This is a genomic window from Candidatus Blastococcus massiliensis AP3, assembly GCF_000582785.1.
In the GTDB taxonomy this organism is placed as follows: domain Bacteria; phylum Actinomycetota; class Actinomycetes; order Mycobacteriales; family Geodermatophilaceae; genus Blastococcus; species Blastococcus massiliensis.
In genome coordinates this window covers 767,227-789,229 of record NZ_HG931175.1, presented here as the reverse complement: position 1 = coordinate 789,229, position 22,003 = coordinate 767,227, and the positions used below count along the sequence as shown (strand labels likewise).

16 protein-coding genes and 1 pseudogene are annotated in these 22,003 nt (G+C 73.5%); 11 read left to right on the top strand and 6 right to left on the bottom strand.

Features of this window, described 5'->3' with window-relative positions; translation table 11 throughout:
* Both ilvA and BN344_RS17885 read right to left on the bottom strand, forming a co-directional pair.
* Positions 1-1,269 (bottom strand): threonine ammonia-lyase IlvA, encoded by a 1,269-nt coding sequence (ilvA, locus tag BN344_RS17890; protein ID WP_051516164.1) that lies wholly within the window; start codon positions 1,267-1,269, stop codon positions 1-3.
* A 46-nt stretch (positions 1,270-1,315) separates the two neighbouring features.
* Positions 1,316-1,741: an ATP-binding protein gene (locus BN344_RS17885; RefSeq protein WP_051516081.1), complete on the bottom strand. Its 426-nt coding sequence runs from the start codon at positions 1,739-1,741 to the stop codon at positions 1,316-1,318.
* A gap of 78 nt (positions 1,742-1,819) precedes the next feature.
* Between BN344_RS17885 and BN344_RS19265 the strand changes: the two genes are divergently transcribed.
* The 3 genes from BN344_RS19265 (at position 1,820) to BN344_RS17870 (ending at position 5,562) form a co-directional block, all read left to right on the top strand.
* Positions 1,820-2,173 (top strand): STAS domain-containing protein, encoded by a 354-nt coding sequence (locus BN344_RS19265; RefSeq protein WP_166518266.1) that lies wholly within the window; start codon positions 1,820-1,822, stop codon positions 2,171-2,173.
* A gap of 10 nt (positions 2,174-2,183) precedes the next feature.
* Positions 2,184-4,370 (top strand): SpoIIE family protein phosphatase, encoded by a 2,187-nt coding sequence (locus tag BN344_RS17875; RefSeq protein WP_081788745.1) that lies wholly within the window; start codon positions 2,184-2,186, stop codon positions 4,368-4,370.
* Positions 4,371-4,653: 283 nt separating this feature from the next.
* Positions 4,654-5,562: a DUF3048 domain-containing protein gene (locus BN344_RS17870; RefSeq protein WP_231487006.1), complete on the top strand. Its 909-nt coding sequence runs from the start codon at positions 4,654-4,656 to the stop codon at positions 5,560-5,562.
* 71 nt (positions 5,563-5,633) lie between these two features.
* Here BN344_RS17870 and BN344_RS17865 read toward each other — a convergent pair whose 3' ends face one another.
* From BN344_RS17865 to BN344_RS17860, 3 genes and pseudogenes are all read right to left on the bottom strand, one after another.
* A complete protein-coding gene (locus BN344_RS17865; protein ID WP_051516078.1) occupies positions 5,634-6,653 on the bottom strand; it encodes a DUF2332 domain-containing protein in 1,020 nt (339 codons plus the stop codon).
* 487 nt (positions 6,654-7,140) lie between these two features.
* A pseudogene (locus tag BN344_RS21245) lies at positions 7,141-7,302 on the bottom strand (hypothetical protein); the annotation flags it as partial.
* 373 nt (positions 7,303-7,675) lie between these two features.
* Positions 7,676-13,636, bottom strand: coding sequence for a DUF4011 domain-containing protein (locus BN344_RS17860; protein ID WP_040339800.1), 5,961 nt, complete (start codon positions 13,634-13,636; stop codon positions 7,676-7,678).
* A 216-nt stretch (positions 13,637-13,852) separates the two neighbouring features.
* On the opposite strand from BN344_RS17860, the gene BN344_RS17855 reads away from it, so the two are divergent.
* The 6 genes from BN344_RS17855 (at position 13,853) to BN344_RS17830 (ending at position 17,429) form a co-directional block, all read left to right on the top strand.
* Positions 13,853-14,311, top strand: a complete 459-nt coding sequence (locus tag BN344_RS17855) for a DUF1707 SHOCT-like domain-containing protein (protein WP_040339799.1) — start codon at positions 13,853-13,855, stop codon at positions 14,309-14,311.
* A 139-nt stretch (positions 14,312-14,450) separates the two neighbouring features.
* Complete coding sequence (locus BN344_RS17850; protein WP_040340135.1) at positions 14,451-15,245, top strand: enoyl-CoA hydratase/isomerase family protein; 795 nt, start codon at positions 14,451-14,453, stop codon at positions 15,243-15,245.
* A 258-nt stretch (positions 15,246-15,503) separates the two neighbouring features.
* Positions 15,504-15,851, top strand: coding sequence for a DUF4234 domain-containing protein (locus BN344_RS17845; RefSeq protein ID WP_040339798.1), 348 nt, complete (start codon positions 15,504-15,506; stop codon positions 15,849-15,851).
* A gap of 172 nt (positions 15,852-16,023) precedes the next feature.
* Positions 16,024-16,596, top strand: coding sequence for a DUF4234 domain-containing protein (locus BN344_RS21100; RefSeq protein WP_081788743.1), 573 nt, complete (start codon positions 16,024-16,026; stop codon positions 16,594-16,596).
* A 17-nt stretch (positions 16,597-16,613) separates the two neighbouring features.
* Positions 16,614-17,078: an NUDIX domain-containing protein gene (locus BN344_RS17835; RefSeq protein ID WP_040339797.1), complete on the top strand. Its 465-nt coding sequence runs from the start codon at positions 16,614-16,616 to the stop codon at positions 17,076-17,078.
* Positions 17,079-17,219: 141 nt separating this feature from the next.
* A complete protein-coding gene (locus BN344_RS17830) occupies positions 17,220-17,429 on the top strand; it encodes a hypothetical protein (protein ID WP_040339796.1) in 210 nt (69 codons plus the stop codon).
* 41 nt (positions 17,430-17,470) lie between these two features.
* Here BN344_RS17830 and BN344_RS17825 read toward each other — a convergent pair whose 3' ends face one another.
* Positions 17,471-19,705, bottom strand: coding sequence for an MMPL family transporter (locus BN344_RS17825; RefSeq protein ID WP_040339795.1), 2,235 nt, complete (start codon positions 19,703-19,705; stop codon positions 17,471-17,473).
* A 300-nt stretch (positions 19,706-20,005) separates the two neighbouring features.
* Here BN344_RS17825 and BN344_RS17820 point away from each other — a divergent pair, with 300 nt between their 5' ends.
* Together BN344_RS17820 and BN344_RS17815 are read left to right on the top strand one after the other, a co-directional pair.
* Entirely contained in the window at positions 20,006-20,980 is a 975-nt protein-coding gene (locus tag BN344_RS17820; RefSeq protein WP_040339794.1) for a hypothetical protein, read from the top strand.
* 198 nt (positions 20,981-21,178) lie between these two features.
* Complete coding sequence (locus BN344_RS17815; protein ID WP_040339793.1) at positions 21,179-21,586, top strand: hypothetical protein; 408 nt, start codon at positions 21,179-21,181, stop codon at positions 21,584-21,586.
* The last annotated feature ends 417 nt before the right edge of the window (positions 21,587-22,003 follow it).

Here is a 22,003-nt window from a genome sequence, read left to right as displayed (position 1 = left end):
TCAGACCAGGAAGCGGTAGGCGGTGCTGCCGGGCTCGACGTGCGAGATGCGCAGCGGGCTCGCCTCGATGCGGGCGAGCAGCCCGGGCAGACCGTCCGCGTGCCCCAGCTCGATCCCGGTCAGCGCCGCGCCGGTCTCCCGGTTGTCCCGCTTCACGTACTCGAACAGCACGATGTCGTCGTCGGGCCCCAGCACCTCGTCGAGGAACCGCCGCAGCGCGCCGGGCTCCTGCGGGAACTCGACCAGGAAGTAGTGCTTGAGCCCGCGGTGGACGAGCGAGCGCTCGATCACCTCGGCGTACCGGCTGACGTCGTTGTTCCCGCCGGAGAGCACGCAGACCACCGTCTGCCCGGGCTCCACCGTCACGATCCCGCCGCTCAGCGCGGCCAGCGCCAGCGCCCCCGCGGGTTCCGCGATCACCCCGTCGGCCTGGTACAGCTCCAGCATCTCGGTGCAGATCTGCCCCTCGGGCACGGCCAGCAGCTCCGCGCCGGAGTCGCGCACCAGGGGGAAGGTCACCGCGCCCGCCCGGCGCACGGCGGCGCCGTCGACGAACGTGTCCATCTCCGGCAGGTCCACCGGCTCGCCCGCGGCCAGCGCGGCGGCCATGTTCGCCGCGCCCGCCGGCTCGACCCCGACCAGCCGGGTCGCGGGGGAGTGCAGCCGCAGGTAGTTGCCCGCGCCGGCCATCAGCCCGCCACCGCCCACGGGCAGGACGACGACGTCCGGCGGCGACGGCAGCTGCTCGAGGATCTCCACCGCCACGGTCGCCTGCCCGGTCACCGTCGACAGCGAGTCGAACGCCGGCACCAGGGTCGCACCGGACGTCGCCGAGAACACCGCCGCCGCGGCCGCCGCCTCGTCGTAGGAGTCACCGGTGATGACCAGCTCGACCATGTCGCCGCCCAGGGCCGCGATCCGCTCGCGCTTCTGCCGCGGCGTCGTCCCCGGCACGAACACCCGGCCGCGCACCTGCAGCGCCCGGCAGGCGTAGGCCAGGCCCTGCCCGTGGTTGCCGGCGCTCGCGCACACCACCCCGGCGGCGCGGTCGGCCGGCGGGAGCCGGGAGATGACGGTGTACGCCCCGCGGATCTTGTAGGAGCGGCCGACCTGCAGGTCCTCGCGCTTGAGCCACACGTCCGCGCCGGTCAGCCCGGACAACCGCGCGTTGCGCTGCAGCGGCGTCCGCTCGGCCACGCCCTCGAGCAGACGGACGGCCTCGCGCACGTCGGCGGTGAAGGCATCGGGGCTGTCGGTCGGCGCGCTCACGCCGCCATCGTCGTCCACCCGGACGGCGGGCCCGCGGGCAGGCCGGTCAGTTCGGCAGCAGGCGCAGCGTGGGCTCGGTGCGGAGCCGCTTCGCGAGCTCCACGCGGTGCCGGCCGTCCTCCGCGCGCACGAACTGCAGGTCGTCCACCAGCGCCTTCATCAGCACCAGCCCGCGGCCTGCCTCCAGCGGGGAGCCCTCGGGCACCGTCGCCTGCTCGAGGTCGAAGCCGTGGCCGTCGTCGAGCACGCTGATGTGGCAGGTGTCGTCGGTGATGGCGACGTCGACCTGGTACTCCTCGTGCCGGCCGGCGTGCTGGACGACGTTCGCGCACGCCTCGGTGAGGGCCAGCACGATCTCCTGGATCGTCTGGTCCGCGACGTCCAGGTGCTCCAGGGCCTGGCGGACCAGGCCCCGCATCAGGGGCAGGCTGCGGGCATCCCTCGGGAGACGGACGCTGAACGAGATGTCCAAGGCAGCTCACCCTCCTCGGCACCGATGTCCTACGCTCGACGGAACGACGAGGTGAGAGGCGGTGCAGCGTTGTTCGACGTGGAACGGCAGACCGTGGCCGGCCGTCCCGCCCTCACCGTACGGGGTGAGCTGGACCTGTCGACCGCGGCGCGGCTCGACGAGGCCGCCGACAAGGAGCTGAGCAACCCCGGCAGCGAGCTGGTGGTCGATCTGACGCCCACCACCTTCCTCGATTCCTCGGGCGCGCGCACGCTGCTCACGGTCTCCCGCAAGGCGGCCGCCGCCGGGGTGTCGCTCTACGTGCTCTGCCCGCGCACCAACAAGCCGGTGCGGCTGACCGTCGACCTGCTCGACCTCGGCGCCTACGTGCCGCTGGTGAACTCGGTCGCCGAGATCCCGGCCGGGATCGTCCGGGGCGACTCCGGCACGTAATCTCCCCGCGGTGACCAGCCCGGTGGACGACGAGGCCCTGCAGCGCTGCGCCGACGAGCCGATCGCCGTCCCCGGCGCCGTCCAGCCGCACGGCGTGCTGCTCGCGGTGACCGAGCCCGGGCTCGACGTCGTCGTCGCCTCCGCCAACGCCGCGGACCTGTTCGGTCGCCCGGTGGGCACCCTCGCCGACGTCCTGGACGACGACGCACTCGCCCGGCTGCGCCAGGGGCTCGACGGCGACCTGGCCGAGGTCAGCCCGCTCCGGATGACCGTCGCCGGCACCGAGGTCGACGTCGTCCTGCACCGCGCCGACGGGCTGCTGCTCACCGAGTGGGAGCCGGTCGCCGGAGCCGGGCAGGCCGGTGTCGCCTGGCACCGGCGGCTTCCGTCGGTGCTCCAGCGGTTGTCGGCCTCCACGACGCTGGAGGAGCTCGGTGCCACCCTGGCCCGCGACGTCCGCGGCCTGACCGGCTTCGACCGCGTGATGGTCTACCGCTTCGACGCCGAGTGGAACGGCGAGGTGATCGCCGAGGACCGCCGCGAGGACCTCGAGCCGTTCCTCGGCCTGCGCTACCCGGCCAGCGACATCCCCGCCCAGGCCCGCGCGCTGTACACCACCAACTGGATGCGCCTGATCCCCGACGCCGGCTACCGGCGGGTGCCGCTGGAGCCGGCCGTCAACCCGCTCGCCGGCCGCCCGCTCGACCTGTCCGGCGCCATGCTGCGCAGCGTCTCGCCGGTGCACCTCGAGTACCTCGCGAACATGGGCGTCGTCTCCTCGATGTCGGTCTCGCTGATCGACCGTGGCCGGTTGTGGGGTCTCATCTCCTGCCACCACTACGCCGGGCCGCACCGCCCCTCCTACGCCGACCGCACCGCCGCGGAGTTTCTCGGCCGCACGGCGTCGCTGCTGCTGCGCACCACCGGGGCCGCCGACGAGCAGGAGGGCGTCGTCGACGTCGCCGAGCGCGTCGCCGAGCTGGCCGCCGCCGTCGGCCGGACGCCCCGGGCCCTCGGCACGGCGCTCACCGAGCAGGAGGTGACCGTCCTGGACCTCGTGCCCGCGTCCGGGGCCGCGCTGCGGCTGGGCGGGCAGCTCCGGCTCCTCGGGACGACGCCGCCCGCCGCACGCGTGACCGAGCTCGTCGACGCGCTGCTGGCCGCCGACGTGACCGCCACCGACTCCGCCGGCCGGGTGGTGCCGGGTGCGGCCGACCTCCTCGAGACCGCGAGCGGCGTGCTCGCCGTCCCGGTCGGCGGCGAGGACTTCCTCGCCTGGTTCCGGCCCGAGACGCTGCGGGAGGTCACCTGGGGCGGCAACCCGTACTCGTCCAAGGTCGCGCAGACCCACGACGGCCCGCGGCTGAGCCCCCGCCGGTCGTTCGCCGCCTGGAGCGAGACGGTGCGCGGTACGTCCAGCCCCTGGCGGGCGCACGAGATCGCCGCCGCCCGCTCGCTGGCCGGCCACCTCGCCGCGGCCACGTTCAACCGGTCCGAGGAGGACAACCGGCTGGCCGGCGCGCTCCAGCGCACGCTGCTGCTGGAGGAGCTGCCCAAGGTGCCCGGTGTGGCGCTGGCCGCCCGGTACCTGCCCAGCGCCGAGGACGTCGTCGGCGGTGACTGGTACGACCTGGTGCCGCTGCCCGGCGGGAAGCTGGCCGTCGTGCTCGGCGACGTCGCCGGACACGGCCTGGCGGCGGCGTCGGTCACCGCGCAGTTGCGGCACGCGCTGCGGGCGCACCTGCTGCGTGCCGCGGGCCCGGCTGCGGCGCTGGAGATGCTCAACGAGGTCACCGGCGCGCTGCTGCCGGGGGAGATGGCCACCGTCGTCGTCGCGGAGCTCGACCCGGACACCGGCGACGTCGTCGTCGCCAGCGCCGGGCACCTGCCCGTGCTGCACGCGCACGCCGGCGGAGCCGAGTACGTCCTGGGCGGTCGCGGTCCCGCGCTGGGCGTGCTCGACACGCCCTCCTACGACGAGACGCGGCTGACCCTGGGCGGTGAGGACCGGCTGCTGCTGTTCAGCGACGGCCTGGTCGAGCGGGTGCGCGGCGGGCTGGGGGAGGGCCTGGACGCGCTGCGCGAGACGGTCGGCGCCGGGCCGGCCGACGCCGAGGCGCTGCTCGACGCGGTTCTCACCGCGCTCACCCCGCCCGATTCCGACGACGTCACCCTGCTGGCGGTCGCCCGGACCTGAGGCTGTCGTCGGGACTGCCTGCTGCGTGGCGGTCACGGGGTGTGAGGACTGGCGGTCTTACTGTGACGCCGAGCCCGCTCGGCGGGCGGATCACACCGATCGCCGACGCAGGAGCAGCCCATGCTTTCCCGTATGAGCGGACGCCGCCGGCTCGGGCGCGCCGCGGCCACGATCGGCATGGTCGGCGCGCTGGTGTCCGCTGCGGCCTGCGGCGCGGAGGCCACCAGGCCGGCCCCGGAGACCTCGCCCGCTGCCGCCGCGCCGACGACGCCGGCCCCCGCCCGTGCTGGTCCCGTGGCCGCTGACCGGCGTGCCGGCGGAGGCGCCGCCGGAGCGCCCCGCGCTGGCCGTGAAGATCGAGAACTCCACGGCCGCCCGCCCGCAGACCGGCCTGAACTCCGCCGACATGGTGTGGGAGCAGGTCGTGGAGGGCGGCATCACCCGCTTCGTCGCGGTCTTCCACTCCAGCCCGCCCCCGGAGATCGGCCCGATCCGCTCGGTGCGGCCCATGGACGCCGCCATCGCCGGCCCGCTGCGCGGGCTGTTCGCCTTCTCCGGCGGCGGTCCCGACTTCGTCCGGGCGATCGCCGATACCGGGATGCAGGTGCTCAGCCAGGACGCCGGCGCTGCCGGGTTCTTCCGGTCGAGCAACCGCTCGGCGCCGCACAACGTGTACGCGGACCCCGCGGCGCTGCTCGCCCAGGCCGACGCCGCGCACCTCGCCGCGCCGCCCGCGCAGTTCCAGTTCGTCCCCGTCGGCTCGCCGCCCACCGCCTTCGTCCAGGGTGCGCCCACCGCCTCGCTGCAGCTCAAGCTCTCCGGGACCGGCCGCCCCACCTGGACCTGGGGTCCGGCCGAGGCGGCGTGGCTCCGCTCCGAGGGCACCACTCCTGCGACGGAGGCCGACGGGGCCCGGGTACGCACCAACAACGTCGTGGTCCTGCGGGTCGACGTCGTCAACACCCCGTACCGCGACCCGGCTGGTAACCCGGTGCCCGAGACCCGCATGGTCGGCAGCGGCGAGGCGCTGGTCGCGAGCGCCGGCAGCACGATCGCCGCGACCTGGACCAAGGCGTCGGAGACGGCGCCGGTCGTCCTCACCGGACCGGACGGCCTGCCGGTGCAGCTCGCACCGGGCAACACGTGGGTGGAGCTCGTCCCGAGGGCCACCGGCTCGGTCACCCTGGGCTGACCCTGCCCGGGGGCGAGATCTGCACACTCGCCCCCATCAGCCGCCTGAAGAGGGCGAGTGTGCAGATCTCGTCAGGGGCGGGCCGCCGGGGACAGCGGAGGTCCGTGGCCGGTGCCGTGCACGAGGACCTCGCCGCCGGGGTCGGTGCCGGGGCAGAACAGCCGCAGCGGTACCCCGCGCGGGTTCGGGCCGGGGTCGGGTTCGTAGGAGAGCCGCCAGACGCCGGCGGTGAGCTCCTCCACCTGCTGCCACTCGCCGGGGTCGACGTAGGACCGGACGATGCTGTGCCACACCACCGGAACGGCGGTGTCCTGGGTGTGAGTGGCGGCGAGCCGGTGGGTGAGCCACTCGGCGGCGCCGGCCGGCTCGACGGGCACCCGGTATGACTCGGCGACGGCGAGTGCGCCGCGCAGGCGCCGGAACCGGTCCACCTGGTCGCCCCAGACGCTGGCGGTCAGGCGCAGTCGCGCCTCCTCGTCGCCCGGGTCGAGCGGTGCGCGGTCGCAGCCGGCCCGCTCGGCGATCCGCAGGCCGGTGGTGTCGAGGTCCAAACCCGGAGCGGGCAGCCGGCACGGTGAGTCGGGCGGTCCCCGGACGTCGCCGAAGCGGAACCGGTCGACGAGGAGGTTGAGCCCGGCGGAGGCGCCGATCTCCAGCAGCCGCAGCGGGCGCCCGCCGGTGCGGTGGGCCACCTCGGCAAGGCCGACGAGCAGCGGGACGGTGCGGCCGACCTCGTTGGTCTGGCAGGGCAACCCGGTCAGTTCGCGGACCTGGTCGGTCTCCCGTTCCAGGACCCGGCGGGCCGGGTGCCACGCCAGCTCCGGGGCCTCGGTGCCGCCCACGGTCGGGTAGTGCGCGGCCAGTTCCGCCGCCTGCCCGGTGAGCACCAGGCGGTGCAGCGCCGCGGCGAACCGGAGTGGCAGTGCGGACCCCGGCGGGTCGTCGGCGTAAGGATCCAGCACCGCGCGGGTTATGCCATCGGCGTCCCAGTCCTCGGCGGCACCGAGGAGGAGGGCCTGCATGAGCGGAGAGCCGCGCTCGGCTGGGTGGTCGGCGTGCTCCCGGAACACCTCGGCGACCGTCGATGGCATGCACGCATCCTGGCAGCGCCGCGGCGGCGCCGGCCCGGAGCTCCCGCGACGCTCGGTGATCATCCGCCGGGGCGGGTTCCCGGATCGTGCTCGATGCGGTCCTGCCGCAGACGCCATCGGCGGAGTCGCACCGACTGGTCGCTGCGTCCCAGTCGAGCTGCAACCTCGTGGACGGGCCCCCTGAAGAGGTCGGCATCTTCCGCGGCCGTCCATCGTCGGGACCCTGCTGTCGGGCGGGCTCGCATGCCCGGTGGCCTTGTCCAGGCAGCCACGCGCGTGCCGGCGTCACGCTTGCGGCCCAGCGCGAGACAGTCAGCGGGATAGAGCCAGGCGGCCAACGCGGCAGCTGGCTCTGCCGCCACCATCGGGTTGTACACCCCGTCGCGTGCATTCCGGCGAATTGTCGGTGAGTTCCGGTGACGGCGAGAGTCTGAGCGCAGAAGAATTCGGCAAGCGGTTGACTAGCGGTGACGAAGCTGATGAATGGCCGTCCCGTTCGAGTGAAGCCGACGCTCCCGTCTCCATCGATCAGGCCGCGCAGGTAATCGCGGGTGCTGAATGGGACGACGGGTGGCGCGATCGTTGCCGACTTTCGTCCGGCAGGCAGCCCGAGCTGAACGAGCTCACGACGAAATACCAGGTCGCACACCGACCAGGTTGCGGAGCGGTGAGCAGCGAAGTTGGTGACGCGCTGACGATAGGACACGCGCGAAGAGACGTCGAACAACGCTGCGAAAGAGTGCAGGATGTCGTCGTCTCTGTCGGACAGCTCGATCGTGAAACGACCCCGCTGACCGGTCCCGGCGTAGAGGCTCCCGTCAGTCTGCGCGAAGCCGAAGAAGTAGGCGTGCTCCGGGCGCAGAAGTTCGATGTGCGGCACGCGAAGAACGTATCCGCGACATCCGACAAAAATGCGCGAGACGGCTCGCGTCTTCGCCTGTCCAATTTTCCACGCGCGACGCCCGCGCAGCCCTGTGAATCGCCAGATTCAGCGATCCACGAGTCTGCGCGGATGACACGAATCAGATGGTGAGGAGGCCGTTCGGCTGCTCGCTGAGCCTGCCGCGGTCGACGGCGGTGACCAGTGCCTTCTCCAGGACGGCGGTGACCGTCGCGGAGCGGCGCTTGTGGCCGAACACCGCCGCGGTCTGGGTGAGCAGCTCGTCGCGCCGCATCCCGGCCGACGCCCGGCACAGCGCCACCATCGCGTTGCCGATCTCCTCGGCCGCCACGTGGTCGATGGCCCGGTCGGTGCTCGACACCTGCCGGCGGAAGCCCTCGTAGGCCTCCGGCTGCACGCCCTCGGGCCACAGGAAGTCGTCCTGCACGGCTGACGGCGGCAGCAGCGACAGCAGCATCTGCTTGCGCGACTCAGTGGCCCGGTTGAGCCCGAACGCCGCGACGGTGAGCTTGGCCAGTCGGTCGACGTGGATCGGGCCCTCAGCCTTGATCCCCGCCGTCATCACCCGGCGGACCACCCGCGCCGCCTTCGAGGCCGGCAGGTCGTCGAGCACCGACTTCTCGCCGGCGGACTTCGGGATCCACGGCACGAACGGCGACTCGCCGTCCATCGGCACCGGCCCGGAGGCACGCCGGTTCGGCTTCGGTGCCGGCTTCGCGGGTGCGGGCACGGCCACCGACGCGGTCACCGACGAGCGCAGCGCCGCCACGCCCTTGAACGACTCGAGCGCCGCCGTCGGCAGGGGGATGGGTTCGGGTGCGGGCTCCGACACCGGTGCGGCGTCGACCGCCTCCACCAGCCGGTCGACCACGGTCGCGGGCTCGAGCAGCCACGCCGGCAGCCAGACCCGCTCGACCACGGGCCAGCGCAGCAGGTCGCCGAGCACCTCGACCGGCAGTCCGTCGCGGTCGCCGACCGTGCCGCGGCGCGCCCACGACGGGCCGTCGAGCAGCACCGCCGCCACCGGTGTCTCCGGGTCGACATGTCGAGAGATCGACAGGTCGATCCGGAACTCCGAGAGGCCGACGTCCGTACGCACGACGAGGCCGCGCTCCCGCAGGGCCGCGGCGATCTCCTCGCGGTGCCGGTCGACGACGGCGACCGACCGCGGCGCCCGCGGCAGCACGTCGGTGCCCCGCTCGGCCATGTCGAGGTAGGCCCGCAGGTGCTTGATGCCGATCGACGACGTCTCCTCCGCGCGCAGCTGCTCCGGGTCGAAGGAGGAGAAGACGACGACCTGGCGCCGGGCCCGGGTGATCGCCACGTTGAGCCGCCGCTCGCCGCCGCTGCGGTTGAGCGGGCCGAAGTTCAGCGGCAGCGTGCCGTCGGCGGTGGGTGAGAAGCCGGTGGAGAAGAAGACGACGTCGCGCTCGTCGCCCTGCACGTTCTCCAGGTTCTTGACGAACAGGCCCTCGCCGTCGGTGCGGTCCAGTGCCGCGGCCAGCCGCTCGTCGTCGGCGTCGCGCAGCAGCGACTCGATGTAGGCGCGCTGCTGGGCGTTGAACGTGACGACGCCGATCGAGGGCACCGCGTCCACGCCGTCCCACTTGGGCACCGCGTCGAAGCGCCGGCGGATCTCGGCGACGATCGCCTTGGCCTCGATCGGGTTGGTGCGCAGCAGTCGCCCGGCACCCGACCGGTGGAAGGTGCCCTGCACCCGCACCAGCGAGACGCCGCGGCCGTCCGGCTCGGCGGAGGGGCGGCCGTGCGTCGGCGCCGGGAAGGAGGACAGCCGGTTCTCGTAGTACTGGTTGTTGGAGAACGCGATGAGCGACTCGTCCTGGCTGCGGTAGTGCCACGACAGCCAGTGCCGGGGCACCCGCGCCTGCACGCACTCGCTGAGGATCGACTCCTCGTCCTCGACGGCGGTCTCCACCTCGACGACGTCGTCCGACGGCGAGGCGGTCGGCTCGAGGAAGGACGTCGGCGGCATCTGCTTGGAGTCACCGACGACGACGGCGGCCTTCGCGCGGCCCAGCGCACCGACCGCGTCGGCCACCCGGATCTGCGACGCCTCGTCGAACACCACCAGGTCGAACTGGGCGGCCGCGGCCGGGAAGAAGCGGGCCACGGAGTCCGGCGAGACCAGCACGCACGGCATCACCGAGGTGACCAGCTCGCCGTACTGCGCCAGCAGCTGGCGCACGCCGAGCCCGCGGCGCTGCTTGGCCAGCTCGCGCTGCAGCGCGCCGACCTGGCCGGCGCCCGAGGCGGCGTCGAAGGGCCGGGCGGACAGCACCGACGCCGGCAGCGCCGCGGTCAGGTGCTCGCGCACGGCCCGCGACACTGCGGTGAACCGGTCGATGGCCTTGGCGTGCGCGCCCTCGTCGAACAGGTCGAGCCCGGTGGCGTCCAGCCGCTCGGCCACCGAGGCCGTGGCGAGGCCGCGCTCGAGCGCCCGCGTGGCGTCGTCCGCCGGGATCGCGCCGGTGACCAGCAGCCGGCGGGCGTCGAACAGCCCCGCGTAGCGCAGCGGCTCGAGGGTGTCGAGGAAGGTGACCCAGCGGCGCAGCGACATGAGCACCGAGCCGTCGGTGCCGCGCTCGGGCCGGGTCATCGACCAGCGCAGCGTGAAGCCGTCGTCCCCGGCCCAGGCGCCCAGCTCCTCGGCGCTGCTGCCGCACACGGTCAGCAGCGCGCTCACCGAGTCGCGCAGCCGTGCCACCGCCGAGACCGCGGCCGGGTCCGTCGGGATGCCGGCCACGATGAGCTTGCGCAGTGCGACGTGGAACGGCGACGACCCGTCGACCGCCTGCCCGGCCCGGCGCAGCCAGGTGACCTGGCGCTCCAGCAGCTGCGGGTCGACGAACGGGTTCCAGCCCTCGGGCGCGACCATCCCGGGAAGGGCGTTGATCCGGCCGGCGATCTGCTGCACCGCCGTCTGCACCCGCCACAGGCTCTCCACGAGAGCGGGGACGTCCTTGGGCTTGACCTTGGCGGCCGCGCGCAGGTGCGGGGCGAGCCGGTCGCGGACGGCGACGAGCCGGCGCCGCCGGCCCCACCACGACGACGCGGCGGCGGTCTGCGCGGCCACGTAGATCTCGGCCAGCGGCAGGCCGAGCACCTCGGGCGCCACCAGGTCCATCCCCGGGTGCCGGAAGGCGATGAAGGCCGCCACCTCACCGAGGGCGGCGCCCGTCGCGGCGGTCCACCGGCCGGAGAAGGTCTCGTCGAGCACGTCGAGACCCACCGGCGGGCCGCTGAGCAGGTGGACCAGTGCCGCGAAGTCCTCCGGTGTGCGGGCGTGCCGCAGCACGCCGGTCAGCTCCGGGAGGCCGGCGAGCGCGCGGACGGCGGCGTCGACCTCGGTGGCCGCGGACTGGGCGGCGGGCAGGTCGATGGCGGGGGAGTCGACGAACGCCCACGGGTGACGCAGCGAGGGCCGGGTCAGGTCGGCGATCTCGGGCAGCAGCGCCAGCGCCCGCCGCACCTGGGTGAGCACCTCGGTGGGCGCGTTGGCCACGAACGGCAGCGGGATCGGCAGCGGGTCGACGTCGGTGCCGGCGGTCAGCTCCGCCGTGCGCGCCGAGTACAGCGACAGCCCGGCCGCGTTCTCGGTGTGCAGCCGGTCGGCGTAGTGGGCCAGCAGCCGGCGGGCCGAGCGGAGGTTCTCCGAGTCCGCGGCCAGGCCCTGCTCGTCGACGGCGACGGCGTGCTCCAGCGCCAGCCGGATCTGCGCCCGCACCATCGAGGCGCGGCTGCCCTTGTCGTGCAGGTCGAGGGCGAACATGCCCATGCCGACGGCGTCGAGGCGGCGGGCGACGACGTCGAGCGCCGCCCGCTTCTCGGCGACGAACAGCACCCGCTTGCCCTCGGCGACCGCCCGGGTGAGCAGGTTGGTGATGGTCTGCGACTTGCCGGTGCCGGGTGGCCCCTCCAGCACGAAGGTGCGCCCGGCGCTGGCCTCGGCGATCGCGCGCAGCTGCGAGGCGTCGGCCGCCACGGGCAGCTGACCGGCCAGGTCGTCGAGGTCGACCCACTCGCCGGAGGCGATGGCGGGGTCGGTGAACGGCTCGGTCGGCTGGTGCACCAGGTGGGAGACCAGCGGGTTCTCCGCGAAGTCGCCCCAGTGCTCGTCGAGGTCCTTCCACAGCCGGTACTTGGCGAACTGCAGGAGGGCGAGGTCGGCGGTCGCCTCGATCCGGTAGGGCAGGCCGTGGCCGACCAGCGCGACGCGCATCGCCTCGAACGCCGCCTCGACGTCGAGGGTGCCGTCGGCGGTCTCGGTCAGCGTCGGGACGACGAGGCCGTGCAGCTGGCGCAGCTTCTCCAGCAGGCAGTAGTTCGGCGTGCTGCTGCCCGACTCGTCGAGCGCGAGCCGGTAGGAGCCGGTGCGGCTCAGCGGGGTGAGGGTGACCGGGATGAGCACCAGCGGCGAGCGCAGCGGCCGGCCGTCGAGCTCCCAGACCAGCGAGCCCAGCGCCAGGTAGAGGTTGTTGGCGCCGGTCTCCTCGAGCACCGTCTTGGCCCGGTAGGCGAGGTTGCGCAGCCGGGGCAGGTAGCCGCCGGTGGTGACGTCGGCGTGCACCTCCCGGCGCTCGGTCAGGAGGTCGGCCAGCTGTGCGTCGGGCAGCTCGCGGGCGCTGTCGATACCGCGCTCGGTCTGGACCGCGGCCAGCTTGTCGCCGGGCAGCAGGGTGATCGGCGTGCCGTCGTGGACGAACCGCTCCAGGACCGGCAGCGAGGAATCGGGCACGTGCAGCGCCAGCCCGGTCCGGTCGGTGTAGTTGATCAGCCGGTTGCGCAGGCTGAGGTCGAGCAGGGCGTTCTTCCACTGCTGCACCCGCGCCGGCGCCTCGGGGCGGGGCGACGCCGTCGTCGTCCCCTCGATCGGAGCCGGGGCGCTGTGCACCGCCGCCCGGTACTCGACCACCTGCAGGACGCCCTGCTCGTCGCGGGCGCGCGCGGGCAGCGGGACGATGCCGTCGCGCCGGGCGCGGTGCACGTCGGTGACGCCGACGATGCGGTCGAGCTCGCCGGAGAGCCAGCCGGCGTAGGCGGGGGAGTGCAGGTCGGCGCCGTCCTCGCCCATGCTCGTGAGCAGCGTCGTCTCGACCAGCCGGATCAGCCCCAGGTCGACCAGGTTGACCAGGCCGGCGGCGTCGGTGGTGGCCGCGGACTCCGCGCTGCGCTCCTCGCGCCAGTAGCCGAGGAAGGCGTGTGCATCCCCCACCCTCCCGCCGACTGCGTCGCCGCCACGTCCCGGTATGGCGTCGCCGCCGGCCAGCCACAGCAGCGGCCGGATGCCGGCCTGCTCCAGGGCGGCGGCGAGCAGGACCACGGTGTCCAGCGGCGTGCCGACCCGCCAGGTCAGGACGTCGCCCGGCGTCCGCACCTGCTGGCCGAGGTCCGACCAACTGGCCGGGGGCTCGCTGTACCGGATGCCGCGGCCGCGCAGGGTCGCGGCGATCGCGGCGACCACCTCGTCGACCCGCTCGGCGGTGGCGGCGTAGCCGACCAGCGCGCCGCTGCCGGTGGTCCGCTCCAGGTGGTCGGCGGCCTCGGACACCAGTGCGGTGACGGCCGGGTGGTTGGGCATGACGTGCGCGGCGAGCATCTCCAGCGCCAGCGGCAGGGGAGAGGCCAGCCACTGGTTGGCCGCCAGCACCTGCACCGGCCGGCTCGCCTCGCCGACGACTGTCGGCTCGCCCCCGCCCGCCCCGTCCCCGTCGTCGGTCAGCACCTCGACGTCGATGACGCCCGGCCGCTGCTCCTCGACCTGCAGCATCGCGGCCGGGTCCATGACCAGGCCGACATCGGTGAGCACGGTGCTGCGCCCGGCCTCGACGTCGGCCAGCAGCTCGACGGGTCGCGCGATCGGGCCCTCGGCGTCGCGCACCGACAGTCGGACCGTCGCGCCGCGCAGCGTCCGGTCGGACGTGAGCGCGAGCCGGGGGACGACGGGGATGCCGTTGTGGGCCAGGGCGTAGCTGAGCACCGGGGTGGACGTGATCTCGACGGAGACCGCCGCCGTCCGCGGCGCCACGGCGTCGCGGAGGTCGACATCGACGGAGCTCTCCATGCCACCTGTCTACCCGTTGGGCCGGAGCGGTTCCCTCATGCTCCCCGACGGGTGGGGCGGATGTGACACCTGCGCCGGGATGCCGCCAGGGATCACAGGTCGGGTGCCGCTGGACGGTCAGGGACGACGCCCTTTCTGCCGACTCGCGCGACGCCGGTCGGTTCCGGATCGCCGGGGCGGGTGGGAAGCTGGTGACTCCTGACGGCCGGAGGTGGCATGACCCACTCGCCCGAGCTCCGCGTCGCCGACCGTGACCGCGCCGCGGCCGCGGACCGGCTGCGAGCGGCCCACGACGAGGGTCGTCTCGATCTGCTCGAGTACGACCGGCGGCTGGCCGACGCGTACGCGGCGGTCACCTACGGGGACCTGGACCGGTTGTTCACCGACCTGCCGCCGACGTCGTCCGTACCGGCCTACTCGGTGTCGACGGCGGCGGTCGCGGCCCGTGCGGCAGGTCGCTCGGTGGCCCGGCGTCCGGCCGGCTTCCCGCTGGCGCTGAAGATCCTCTGGACGGTCTGGGCGAGCGTGGTGGCGGTCAACGTCACGGTGTGGCTGCTGGTCAGTCTCGGGGTGTCCGACCCGGTCCACTTCTGGCCGATGTGGCTGGCCGTCCCGGGCGTGCTGCTGGGCATCGGGACGACGATCACCATGCACGTCCGCAACAACGCGAGTTGACCGGTCGCGGGTCGCCCCGCCCCCCGACGAGATCTGCACAGTGGCCCTCATCAGGGAGCTGATGGCGGCGAGTGTGCAGATCTCGTCGGATGGAGAGGCCGGTCGTGCTGACAGCGACCGGGCACGGTACGAACGTGCCGTGAGCGAACCGCAGCGGTACGAGTCCGGACTCATCGTCGAGAACCGCGGGCACCTGCGCGTGCTCACCCTCGACCGTCCCGAGCGGCGCAACGCGCTCTCCTCCGAACTGCAGGCCGACCTGGTCGACCAACTGCTCGACGCGGGGGAGGGCGGCACGGTGCGCGCCATCGTGCTCACCGGCAACGGACCCGCCTTCTGCGCCGGCTTCGACCTCAAGGAGATCCGCGAGAAGGACGAGCGCGGCGAGCGCTTCCGGCCGCCGATGAACCGCCCTGGCCGCTCGGTGTTCGAGGTGGTCACCGAGACGCCGGTGCCCATCGTCGCCGCCCTGCAGGGGCACGCGGTCGCCGGTGGTTTCGAGCTGGCCCTCGCCTGCGACATCCGCATCGGCGCACCCGGCATCAAGCTCGGCCTGCCCGAGGCCACGATCGGCATGGGCGCCAACTTCGGCTCCGTCGTCCTGCCCAAGCGCATCCCCATGGGCATCGCGATGGAGATGCTGCTGACCGGCGACTACGTGAGCGCCGAGGAGGCCGCCCGCTGGGGGCTGCTGAACCGGATCGTCGAGCAGGAGGCGGTGCTGCCCACGGCGCTCGAGCTCGCGGAGCGGATCGCCGGGAACGCCCCGATCAGCGTGCGCCGCATGAAGGAGACCGCGGTCAAGGGTGTGGAGCTCCCGCTGTGGCAGGCGTTGCGCCTGGACGTCGGGCCGAACCCCTACCTCAGCGAGGACCGGGCCGAGGGCATCGCGGCCTACCTGGAGAAGCGCCGCCCGGAGTGGCGCGGGCGCTGACCGCGGCGCGCCCGTGCCGGGCGCCGGGTGCTGGTGCAGCAGGTGCGCGTCCCCTAGGTTCCGCGCGGAGCCGGAACCGCCGGCCATCGACCAGAGGAAGCGGGCGCATGACCACGCCAGCCAGTCACCCGACCCCCGACTACGGGCAGTCCGAGACCACCGCGCAGACGCCGGACTTCGGCTACCCGGCCCCGCCGCCCATGCCGAGCGCCCCCCGCGCACGCGCAGTACGCCCAGCCGCAGGGCCCCGTCGGCAAGGTGCGCTCGACCGGCGTCGCCATCCTGCTGCTGATCGTCACCCTGGGCTTCTACTCGCTGTACTACTACTACGCGACCCACGAGGAGATGAAGAAGCACAGCGGCGAGGGCATCGGGGGCGTCCTCGCGCTGGTGCTGGCCATCTTCGTCGGCTTCGCCTCGCCCTTCCTGCTCAGCCACGAGGTCGGTGGCCTCTACGAGCGCCGCGGCCAGGAGAAGCCGGTCAGCGCGATGACCGGCCTCTGGTACATCCCGGGCATCCTGATCATCGTCGGACCCATCGTCTGGTTCGTGAAGACCAACGGCGCGCTCAACGCCTACTGGCGGAGCCAGGGCGCTCAGGGCTGAGCCGCTCTCCAGCGAGACCCTCGACCGGCCGCGTCGTCGCACCGCGACGGCGCGGCCGGTCCGCGTTCCGGTCCGCGTTCCGGTCCGCGTCCCGGGCCGCGCTCCGGAAGGCCCCACGGGACTCCGGCCGGTGCCACGATGCGGCTCTGTGATCCCGCCGCGAGGAGCCGGAATGTCCACGCCCGAGCACGAGTCCACGACGCCGACGCCGACCACGCAGTTCCCGGCCCCGGCCCCGCCGCCGCCGTCCCCGGATGCAGGACAGGGAGCCGAGCAGCCGCAGCCGTACGGCGCGCCCCCGCCCCCGCCGCCCGGTTACGGGCAGGCCATGCCCGCCCCGCCGGCGTGGTCGCAGTACGCGGCGCCCAGCGGCGCGCTGGGCAAGCGGCGCCCCACCGGGATGACGATCCTCCTGTTCCTCATCACCTTCGGGATCTGGGGCCTCATCTACTACTTCCAGACGCACGAGGAGATGAAGCGGCACACCGGCGAGGGCCTCGGCGGGATCGTCGCCCTGGTCATCGCGGTGGTGTTCGGGCTGGTCAGCCCGTTCCTGCTCAGCAACGAGGTCGGCAAGCTCTACGAGCGCCGTGGGCAGGCCCCGCCGGTGAGCGCGCTCACCGGGCTGTGGGTGTTCCCCGGCATCTTCATCCTCGTCGGCCCCTTCATCTGGTTCGTGAAGACCAACAACGCGCTCAACAGCTACTGGGAGAGCCAAGGGGTCACCCAGACCAGCCTGATCTGACGGGGCAGGATCGCCCGGTGCCGAGAACCAGCGCCGGGATCCTGCTGCACCGCCTCGGCCCCGCCGGCCGGGAGGTGCTGATCGGTCACATGGGCGGTCCGTTCTGGGCGCGCAAGGACGACGGCGCCTGGTCGATCCCCAAGGGCGAGCACGGCCCGGACGAGGAGCCGCTGGCCGTCGCGCACCGGGAGTTCGAGGAGGAGACTGGCTTCCCGGTGCCCGCGCCCGACCTCGTGCCGCTCGGGCAGCTCCGCGCGTCCGGGAAGGTGCTCACCGTGTGGGCGGCCGAGGGCGACCTGGACGCCGACGCGTGCGTCAGCAACACCTTCGACCTCGAGTGGCCGCCGCGCTCGGGCCGCATCCAGCAGTTCCCCGAGATCGACCGCGCCGCCTGGTTCGGGGTCGACGAGGCCCGGACCAAGCTCGTCCGCGGCCAGGTGCCGCTCCTCGACCGGCTGCTCGACGTCCTCGGCGAAGCCTGACGGCGAAGCGTTCCGGCGCCCCGCCGTCCAGGTGACGGTCCTGTTACAGGTCGTCCCATCGCGCCGGAACCGGCCGGTTCCCCGCGGCCGGCCTGTCAGGGTCCGACCCGACCGAGCACCACCGTCGACCGAGGAGGCGCCATGACCTGCACGCACTGCAACGCCGTCGAGCAGCGGGGCCGCTACTGCGTGGGCTGCGGCAAGCTCATGCCGCCGTCGCCGCTGCCCGCCCGCCGGGTTCGGCTCGCCCCGCAGCACCTCTTGGACGACGACACGCAGCCGGTGCTCCGGTTCGACGTGACGCCGCGCGCGCCGCGTCGCGAGGAGCTGCTGCCCACCCGCGTCGGCTGACCGCTCCGGGCGCCTCCGCGAGAGGAGGCGCCCGGAGCGGATCACCGGGCCGGGGTGAGCTCGCGCCCGGCCGGGTCCGGGGCCTCGCCGTCGGACTCCCGGATGCCGTACCGCGCGTAGAGCCTGCGCAGCGGCCCGGGGGCGTACCAGTTCGCCCGCCCGAGCAGCCGCATCGTCGCCGGCACGAGCAGGATGCGGACGATGGTCGCGTCGACCACGATCGCGATGAACATCGCGACGCCGATCATCTTGATGAAGGTGATCCCCGAGAACGAGAACGCGCCGATCACCACGAGCAGCAGCAGCGCCGCGCTGGTGATGATCCCGCCGGTGCGCTGCAGCCCCGCGGCGACCGCTCCCGTGTTGTCCCCGGTGAGGTCGTACTGCTCGCGGATCCGGGACATGAGGAAGACCTCGTAGTCCGTCGACAGCCCGAAGATGATCGCCAGCACCAGGATCGGCTGCGTCGCCTCGATGAACCCCGTCGGCGTGAAGTCGAGGAACCCCGACAGGTTGCCCTCCTGGAAGATCCACACCAGGGCGCCGAACGACGCCCCGAGCGAGAGCACGTTCATCAGCAGCGCCTTGATCGGCAGCACGATCGATCCGAACGCCAGGAAGAGCAGCACGAACGTCGTCGCGATCACGAACGCCGCCATCCACGGCAGCAGCGACGCCAGGCTGTCGAGCAGGTCCTCCAGCTCGGCCGTGAACCCACCGATCAGCACCTGGCCGCCGTCGGGCGGGGAGAGGCCGCGGAGCTCACCGACCAGGTCGCGGGCCTCGGTCGACAGCGGCTCGCCCGCGTAGGCGATGTCCACCCGCGCCGTGCTGCCGGCTGCGTCGACGACGGTGGCCCCCTCGACGCCGGGCAGCCCGGCGACCGAGTCGACGTAGGCCTGCAGCGCGGAACTGCCCGCGGGGGAGTCCACCGGGTCCCCGAGCAGGACGACGGCGTCCATCGGGCCGTCCGGGTTCGGTGGGAAGTCCGCCCGGATGGTCTCGGTGACCACCCGACTCTCGGTGCCCTCGGGCAGCGCCCGCTCGTCGACGCCCCCGAACTGGATGCGCAGGAACGGCAGGGCCAGGAACACCAGCAGCGCCGTGACCGCCACGGCGTAGACGACCGGACGGCGCATCACGCTGTGCGCGATCCGCGCCCACGCGCCCCGTTCCCCGGGGGCCGACATGGCCAGGTCGGCCCTCGGGGCACGGCGGAACACCCGGCGCAGCCACGGCCGCACCGACAGGGCGTCGACCTTCGGGCCGAGCATCGCCAGCAGGGCGGGCAGCAGGGTGAGCGCCGCGAGCATCGCGATGAGGACGGCGCTGGTGCCGCCGAAGCCCATCGAGCGCAGGAAGACCTGCGGGAAGATCAGCAGCCCGGCGAGCGAGACCGCGACGGTGACCCCGGAGACGGCGACCGTCCGGCCCGCCGTGGCCATGGTGCGGGCCAGCGCCGCCTCGGTGTCGGGCTGGCGGCGGATCTCCTCGCGGAACCGGCTGACCATGAACAGGCCGTAGTCGATGGCCAGACCCAGCCCGGTGATCGTGACGACGTTGACCGCGAAGATCGACACGTCGGTGACCTCTGCGAACCCGCGCAGCGCGGCGAACGAGCCGAGGATCGCCACCACACCGATGGCCAGCGGCAGCCCGGCGGCCGCGACGCTGCCGAAGATGATCAGCAGCAGCACGGCGAGGATCGGCAGCGAGATCATCTCGGCACGCGCGATGTCGGAGCTGACCTGCTCGTTGATGTCCCGGTTGATCGTCGTGCCGCCGCCGAGCCGCGTCTCGACCGGGCCCAGGTCCTGTGCGGCCAGCGACGCCTCGACCCGCTCGAGCCCCTCGGTGCGCCGGTCCTCGTCGCCGGCCAGCGTGAGGACGGCGTACGTCGCGCTGCGGTCCTCGCTGACCAGGGCTGGGACGCCCGTGCCGAAGAAGCTGACCACCTCCTCGACGACGTCGTCGGGGAGCCCGGCCAGGCTCTGCTGCACGGCCCCGGCGTAGGCCGGGTCGTCCACCGTCAGGTCGTCGCTGGAGTAGAGGACGACGACGTCGGTCCCGCCGCGGCCCAGGTCGCGGGTGGCGATCTCGGCGGCCCGCGAGCTCTCGCTGTCCGGGTCCTCGAAGCCGCCGCCGGTCATCGCGCCGAAGACCCCGCTGCCCCAGACCCCGCTGCCCCAGACCCCGGCGAACACGACGAAGACGAGCGACACCGCGACGACCCAGCGGCGGCGGCGGTACATCAGCCGCCCGAGGGCCTCGAACATGGGAGCTCCCGTCGCAGGGGGTGACCGGTCGCGGGGATGCTCCCCGACCTGCCGGGGCATCCAGAGCGCTTGCGCGTCGACACGCTAGAGGGGAGGCGGAATCCGCGGAATTCCGCACCGCGTGGGTCCGGAAGTGGCCGCGTGACCCGTCTCACTGCTAGCAATCTGCTTGCAGGAGTTAGCACTTACCCCGATCGGGGCATGCACGAGGACGTCAGCAGAAAGACCCCGCTGCCCCCGGCCCGCAAGCTCGGCCGGGTCCCTGCACCGGGGCCGACGACAAGTCTGGAGTTACCCGCAATGAGCGACACCAACGCCAAGCTCATCAACCAGCTGCGTGCGCTGGTCCTGCTCACGCAGACCGAGGAGCAGGTCGCACGCACCCGCATCTCGCAGGCCCGCACCGACGCCGTGCGCCGCGAGCTGACCCAGAACGCCGACAACGCCGCCGCGCGGACGCTGGAGATCACCGACCAGCTGCGTGCGCTCGGTGGCGTGCCCGACGTCGTCACCCCGGCCGTCGGTCGCCTGTCGGCCACGCTGAAGGCGACCTTCGAGCAGGCCGCGCCGTTCGAGGAGGCGCTGTTCACCGACCTGCAGCTCGAGCACCAGCTGCTCGACCGCGCCACCTACGTGAAGGTGCTCGCCGACCAGGCCGGCAAGGCCGACGTCCGCAAGCTCGCCGAGAAGCTGATCGAGGCGCACAAGGCGACCGTCGAGTGGCTCACCGTCGTCCTCGCCGAGGAGGCCATGGGCGGCCCCGTCGCCCTCGTGCCCACCCCGGTGCAGAAGGTCGCCGGTGGCGTGGCCCGCGCGGTCAACGCCCCCGTCCGCTTCTGGGCCAACACGGTGAACAACGCCGTCGACACCGTCAAGCACGCCGGTGAGGAGACCTCCGACCGGTTCTCCGCGGTGACCGACCGCGCCGCCGCGCTCGGCGACGCCGTGCGCGAGACCCTCACCGCCGGCCGCAGCGCCACGCTGCGCCGCGCGGAGCAGGTCGCCGGACGCGAGGGCAACCAGGACGCCGCCAAGGCTGCCCGGTCCGCCCGCGAGGAGCTCGGCGACGTGAGCTCCGACGAGCTGCCGGTGAAGAACTACGACTCGCTGTCGGTGAACGAGGCGGTCAAGGCCGCCAAGGGTCTCAAGGAGCCCCGCGACATCCGCGTGGTCATCGCCTACGAGGAGGCCCACAAGAACCGGGCCGGCGTCGTGAGCGCCCTGCAGACCCAGCTCGCCTCGCTGGCCAAGGAAGCGGTCGGCGTCAACAGCTGAAAGAGGACCCCGTCCTCCTCACCCCTCGCACGCTCGGGGTGAGCCTCGGGACGGGGCCATGAACCGCCTGACAGGGCCCGCACCCCCACCCGGGGTGCGGGCCCTGTCGCGTGTGCGGACGGTGAATCAGCGCACCGGTCGGGTGAGATGCGTCCCCCGCCGGTTTGCCACGCCGAGGAGGTGGGGGACACCTCGTGCATGAGCATCACTCCCGAGGACCTGGCGGCCGAGTCGCTGACCACGGCCGCCACCCGGCTGGATTTCCTCAGCCGGCGTGACAACGGCAGCACCGCCCTGAACACGGTGCGCGACGACGACGAGGACGACTGGAGTTCGCTCAAGGCCCACGACACCTCGCTCGACACCGCCGAGGCCCTGGAACTGCTGGCTCTCGGCGAGGTCGTCTCCCGCAAGGCGCACGACAGCCAGCTCATCGGCATCCGGGCCGCACTGCGCGGCGGGGCCGGCTGGGAGCAGATCGCCCGGGCACTGGGGGTCACCCCGCAGCAGGCGTGGGACACCTTCCTGGCGTCGGTCGAGCAGTCGCTGGACGACGACGCGGCCGCGTCCGCCCGCGAGCTGGCCGGCTCCCGTCCCGCTCGCTGAGGACCCTCCGCCCGGCTACCAGCGCAGCGGCTGGATCGAGCGCGAGTTCGCGGTGTGGCAGGGGCGGCAGTGCCCCCACGTCACGATCTGCAGGGGCGTGGCGGTGCCCCCGCACTCGGGGCACTCCACCGGCTCCTGAGCGCGGGCGCGGGCCTCGGCGATCTCGGTGGACCGCTCCTCGTGGAGGGCCCGGTCCCCACGGCAGGGGCAGCCGAGGTGGGCTTCAGCGCAGCGTCCGTGATCGGCGTGAACGGGGTGCCTCCTGGAGACGCCGCAGCGGGAACCGTGCGGACACGCCTCACGCTACCGGGCGGCACCAGCCCCTGGCGCCCGTGCGTGACGACCGATCTGGTGGGCATGACCCGATCGGGTGCCCTGCCGCCCCGCCGGGCCCCCCCGCCCCAGCCGTCGCCGGGA

Excerpts from the sequence above, each read along its gene's own strand:
- BN344_RS17815 (WP_040339793.1), top strand. The coding sequence starts at position 21,179 with ATGAGCATCACTCCCGAGGACCTGGCGGCCGAGTCGCTGACCACGGCC.
- BN344_RS17830 (WP_040339796.1), top strand. The coding sequence starts at position 17,220 with ATGACCTGCACGCACTGCAACGCCGTCGAGCAGCGGGGCCGCTACTGC.
- BN344_RS17860 (WP_040339800.1), bottom strand. The coding sequence starts at position 13,636 with ATGGAGAGCTCCGTCGATGTCGACCTCCGCGACGCCGTGGCGCCGCGG.
- BN344_RS17825 (WP_040339795.1), bottom strand. The coding sequence starts at position 19,705 with ATGTTCGAGGCCCTCGGGCGGCTGATGTACCGCCGCCGCCGCTGGGTC.
- BN344_RS17865 (WP_051516078.1), bottom strand. The coding sequence starts at position 6,653 with ATGCCATCGACGGTCGCCGAGGTGTTCCGGGAGCACGCCGACCACCCA.
- BN344_RS17820 (WP_040339794.1), top strand. The coding sequence starts at position 20,006 with ATGAGCGACACCAACGCCAAGCTCATCAACCAGCTGCGTGCGCTGGTC.
- BN344_RS17855 (WP_040339799.1), top strand. The coding sequence starts at position 13,853 with ATGACCCACTCGCCCGAGCTCCGCGTCGCCGACCGTGACCGCGCCGCG.
- BN344_RS21100 (WP_081788743.1), top strand. The coding sequence starts at position 16,024 with ATGTCCACGCCCGAGCACGAGTCCACGACGCCGACGCCGACCACGCAG.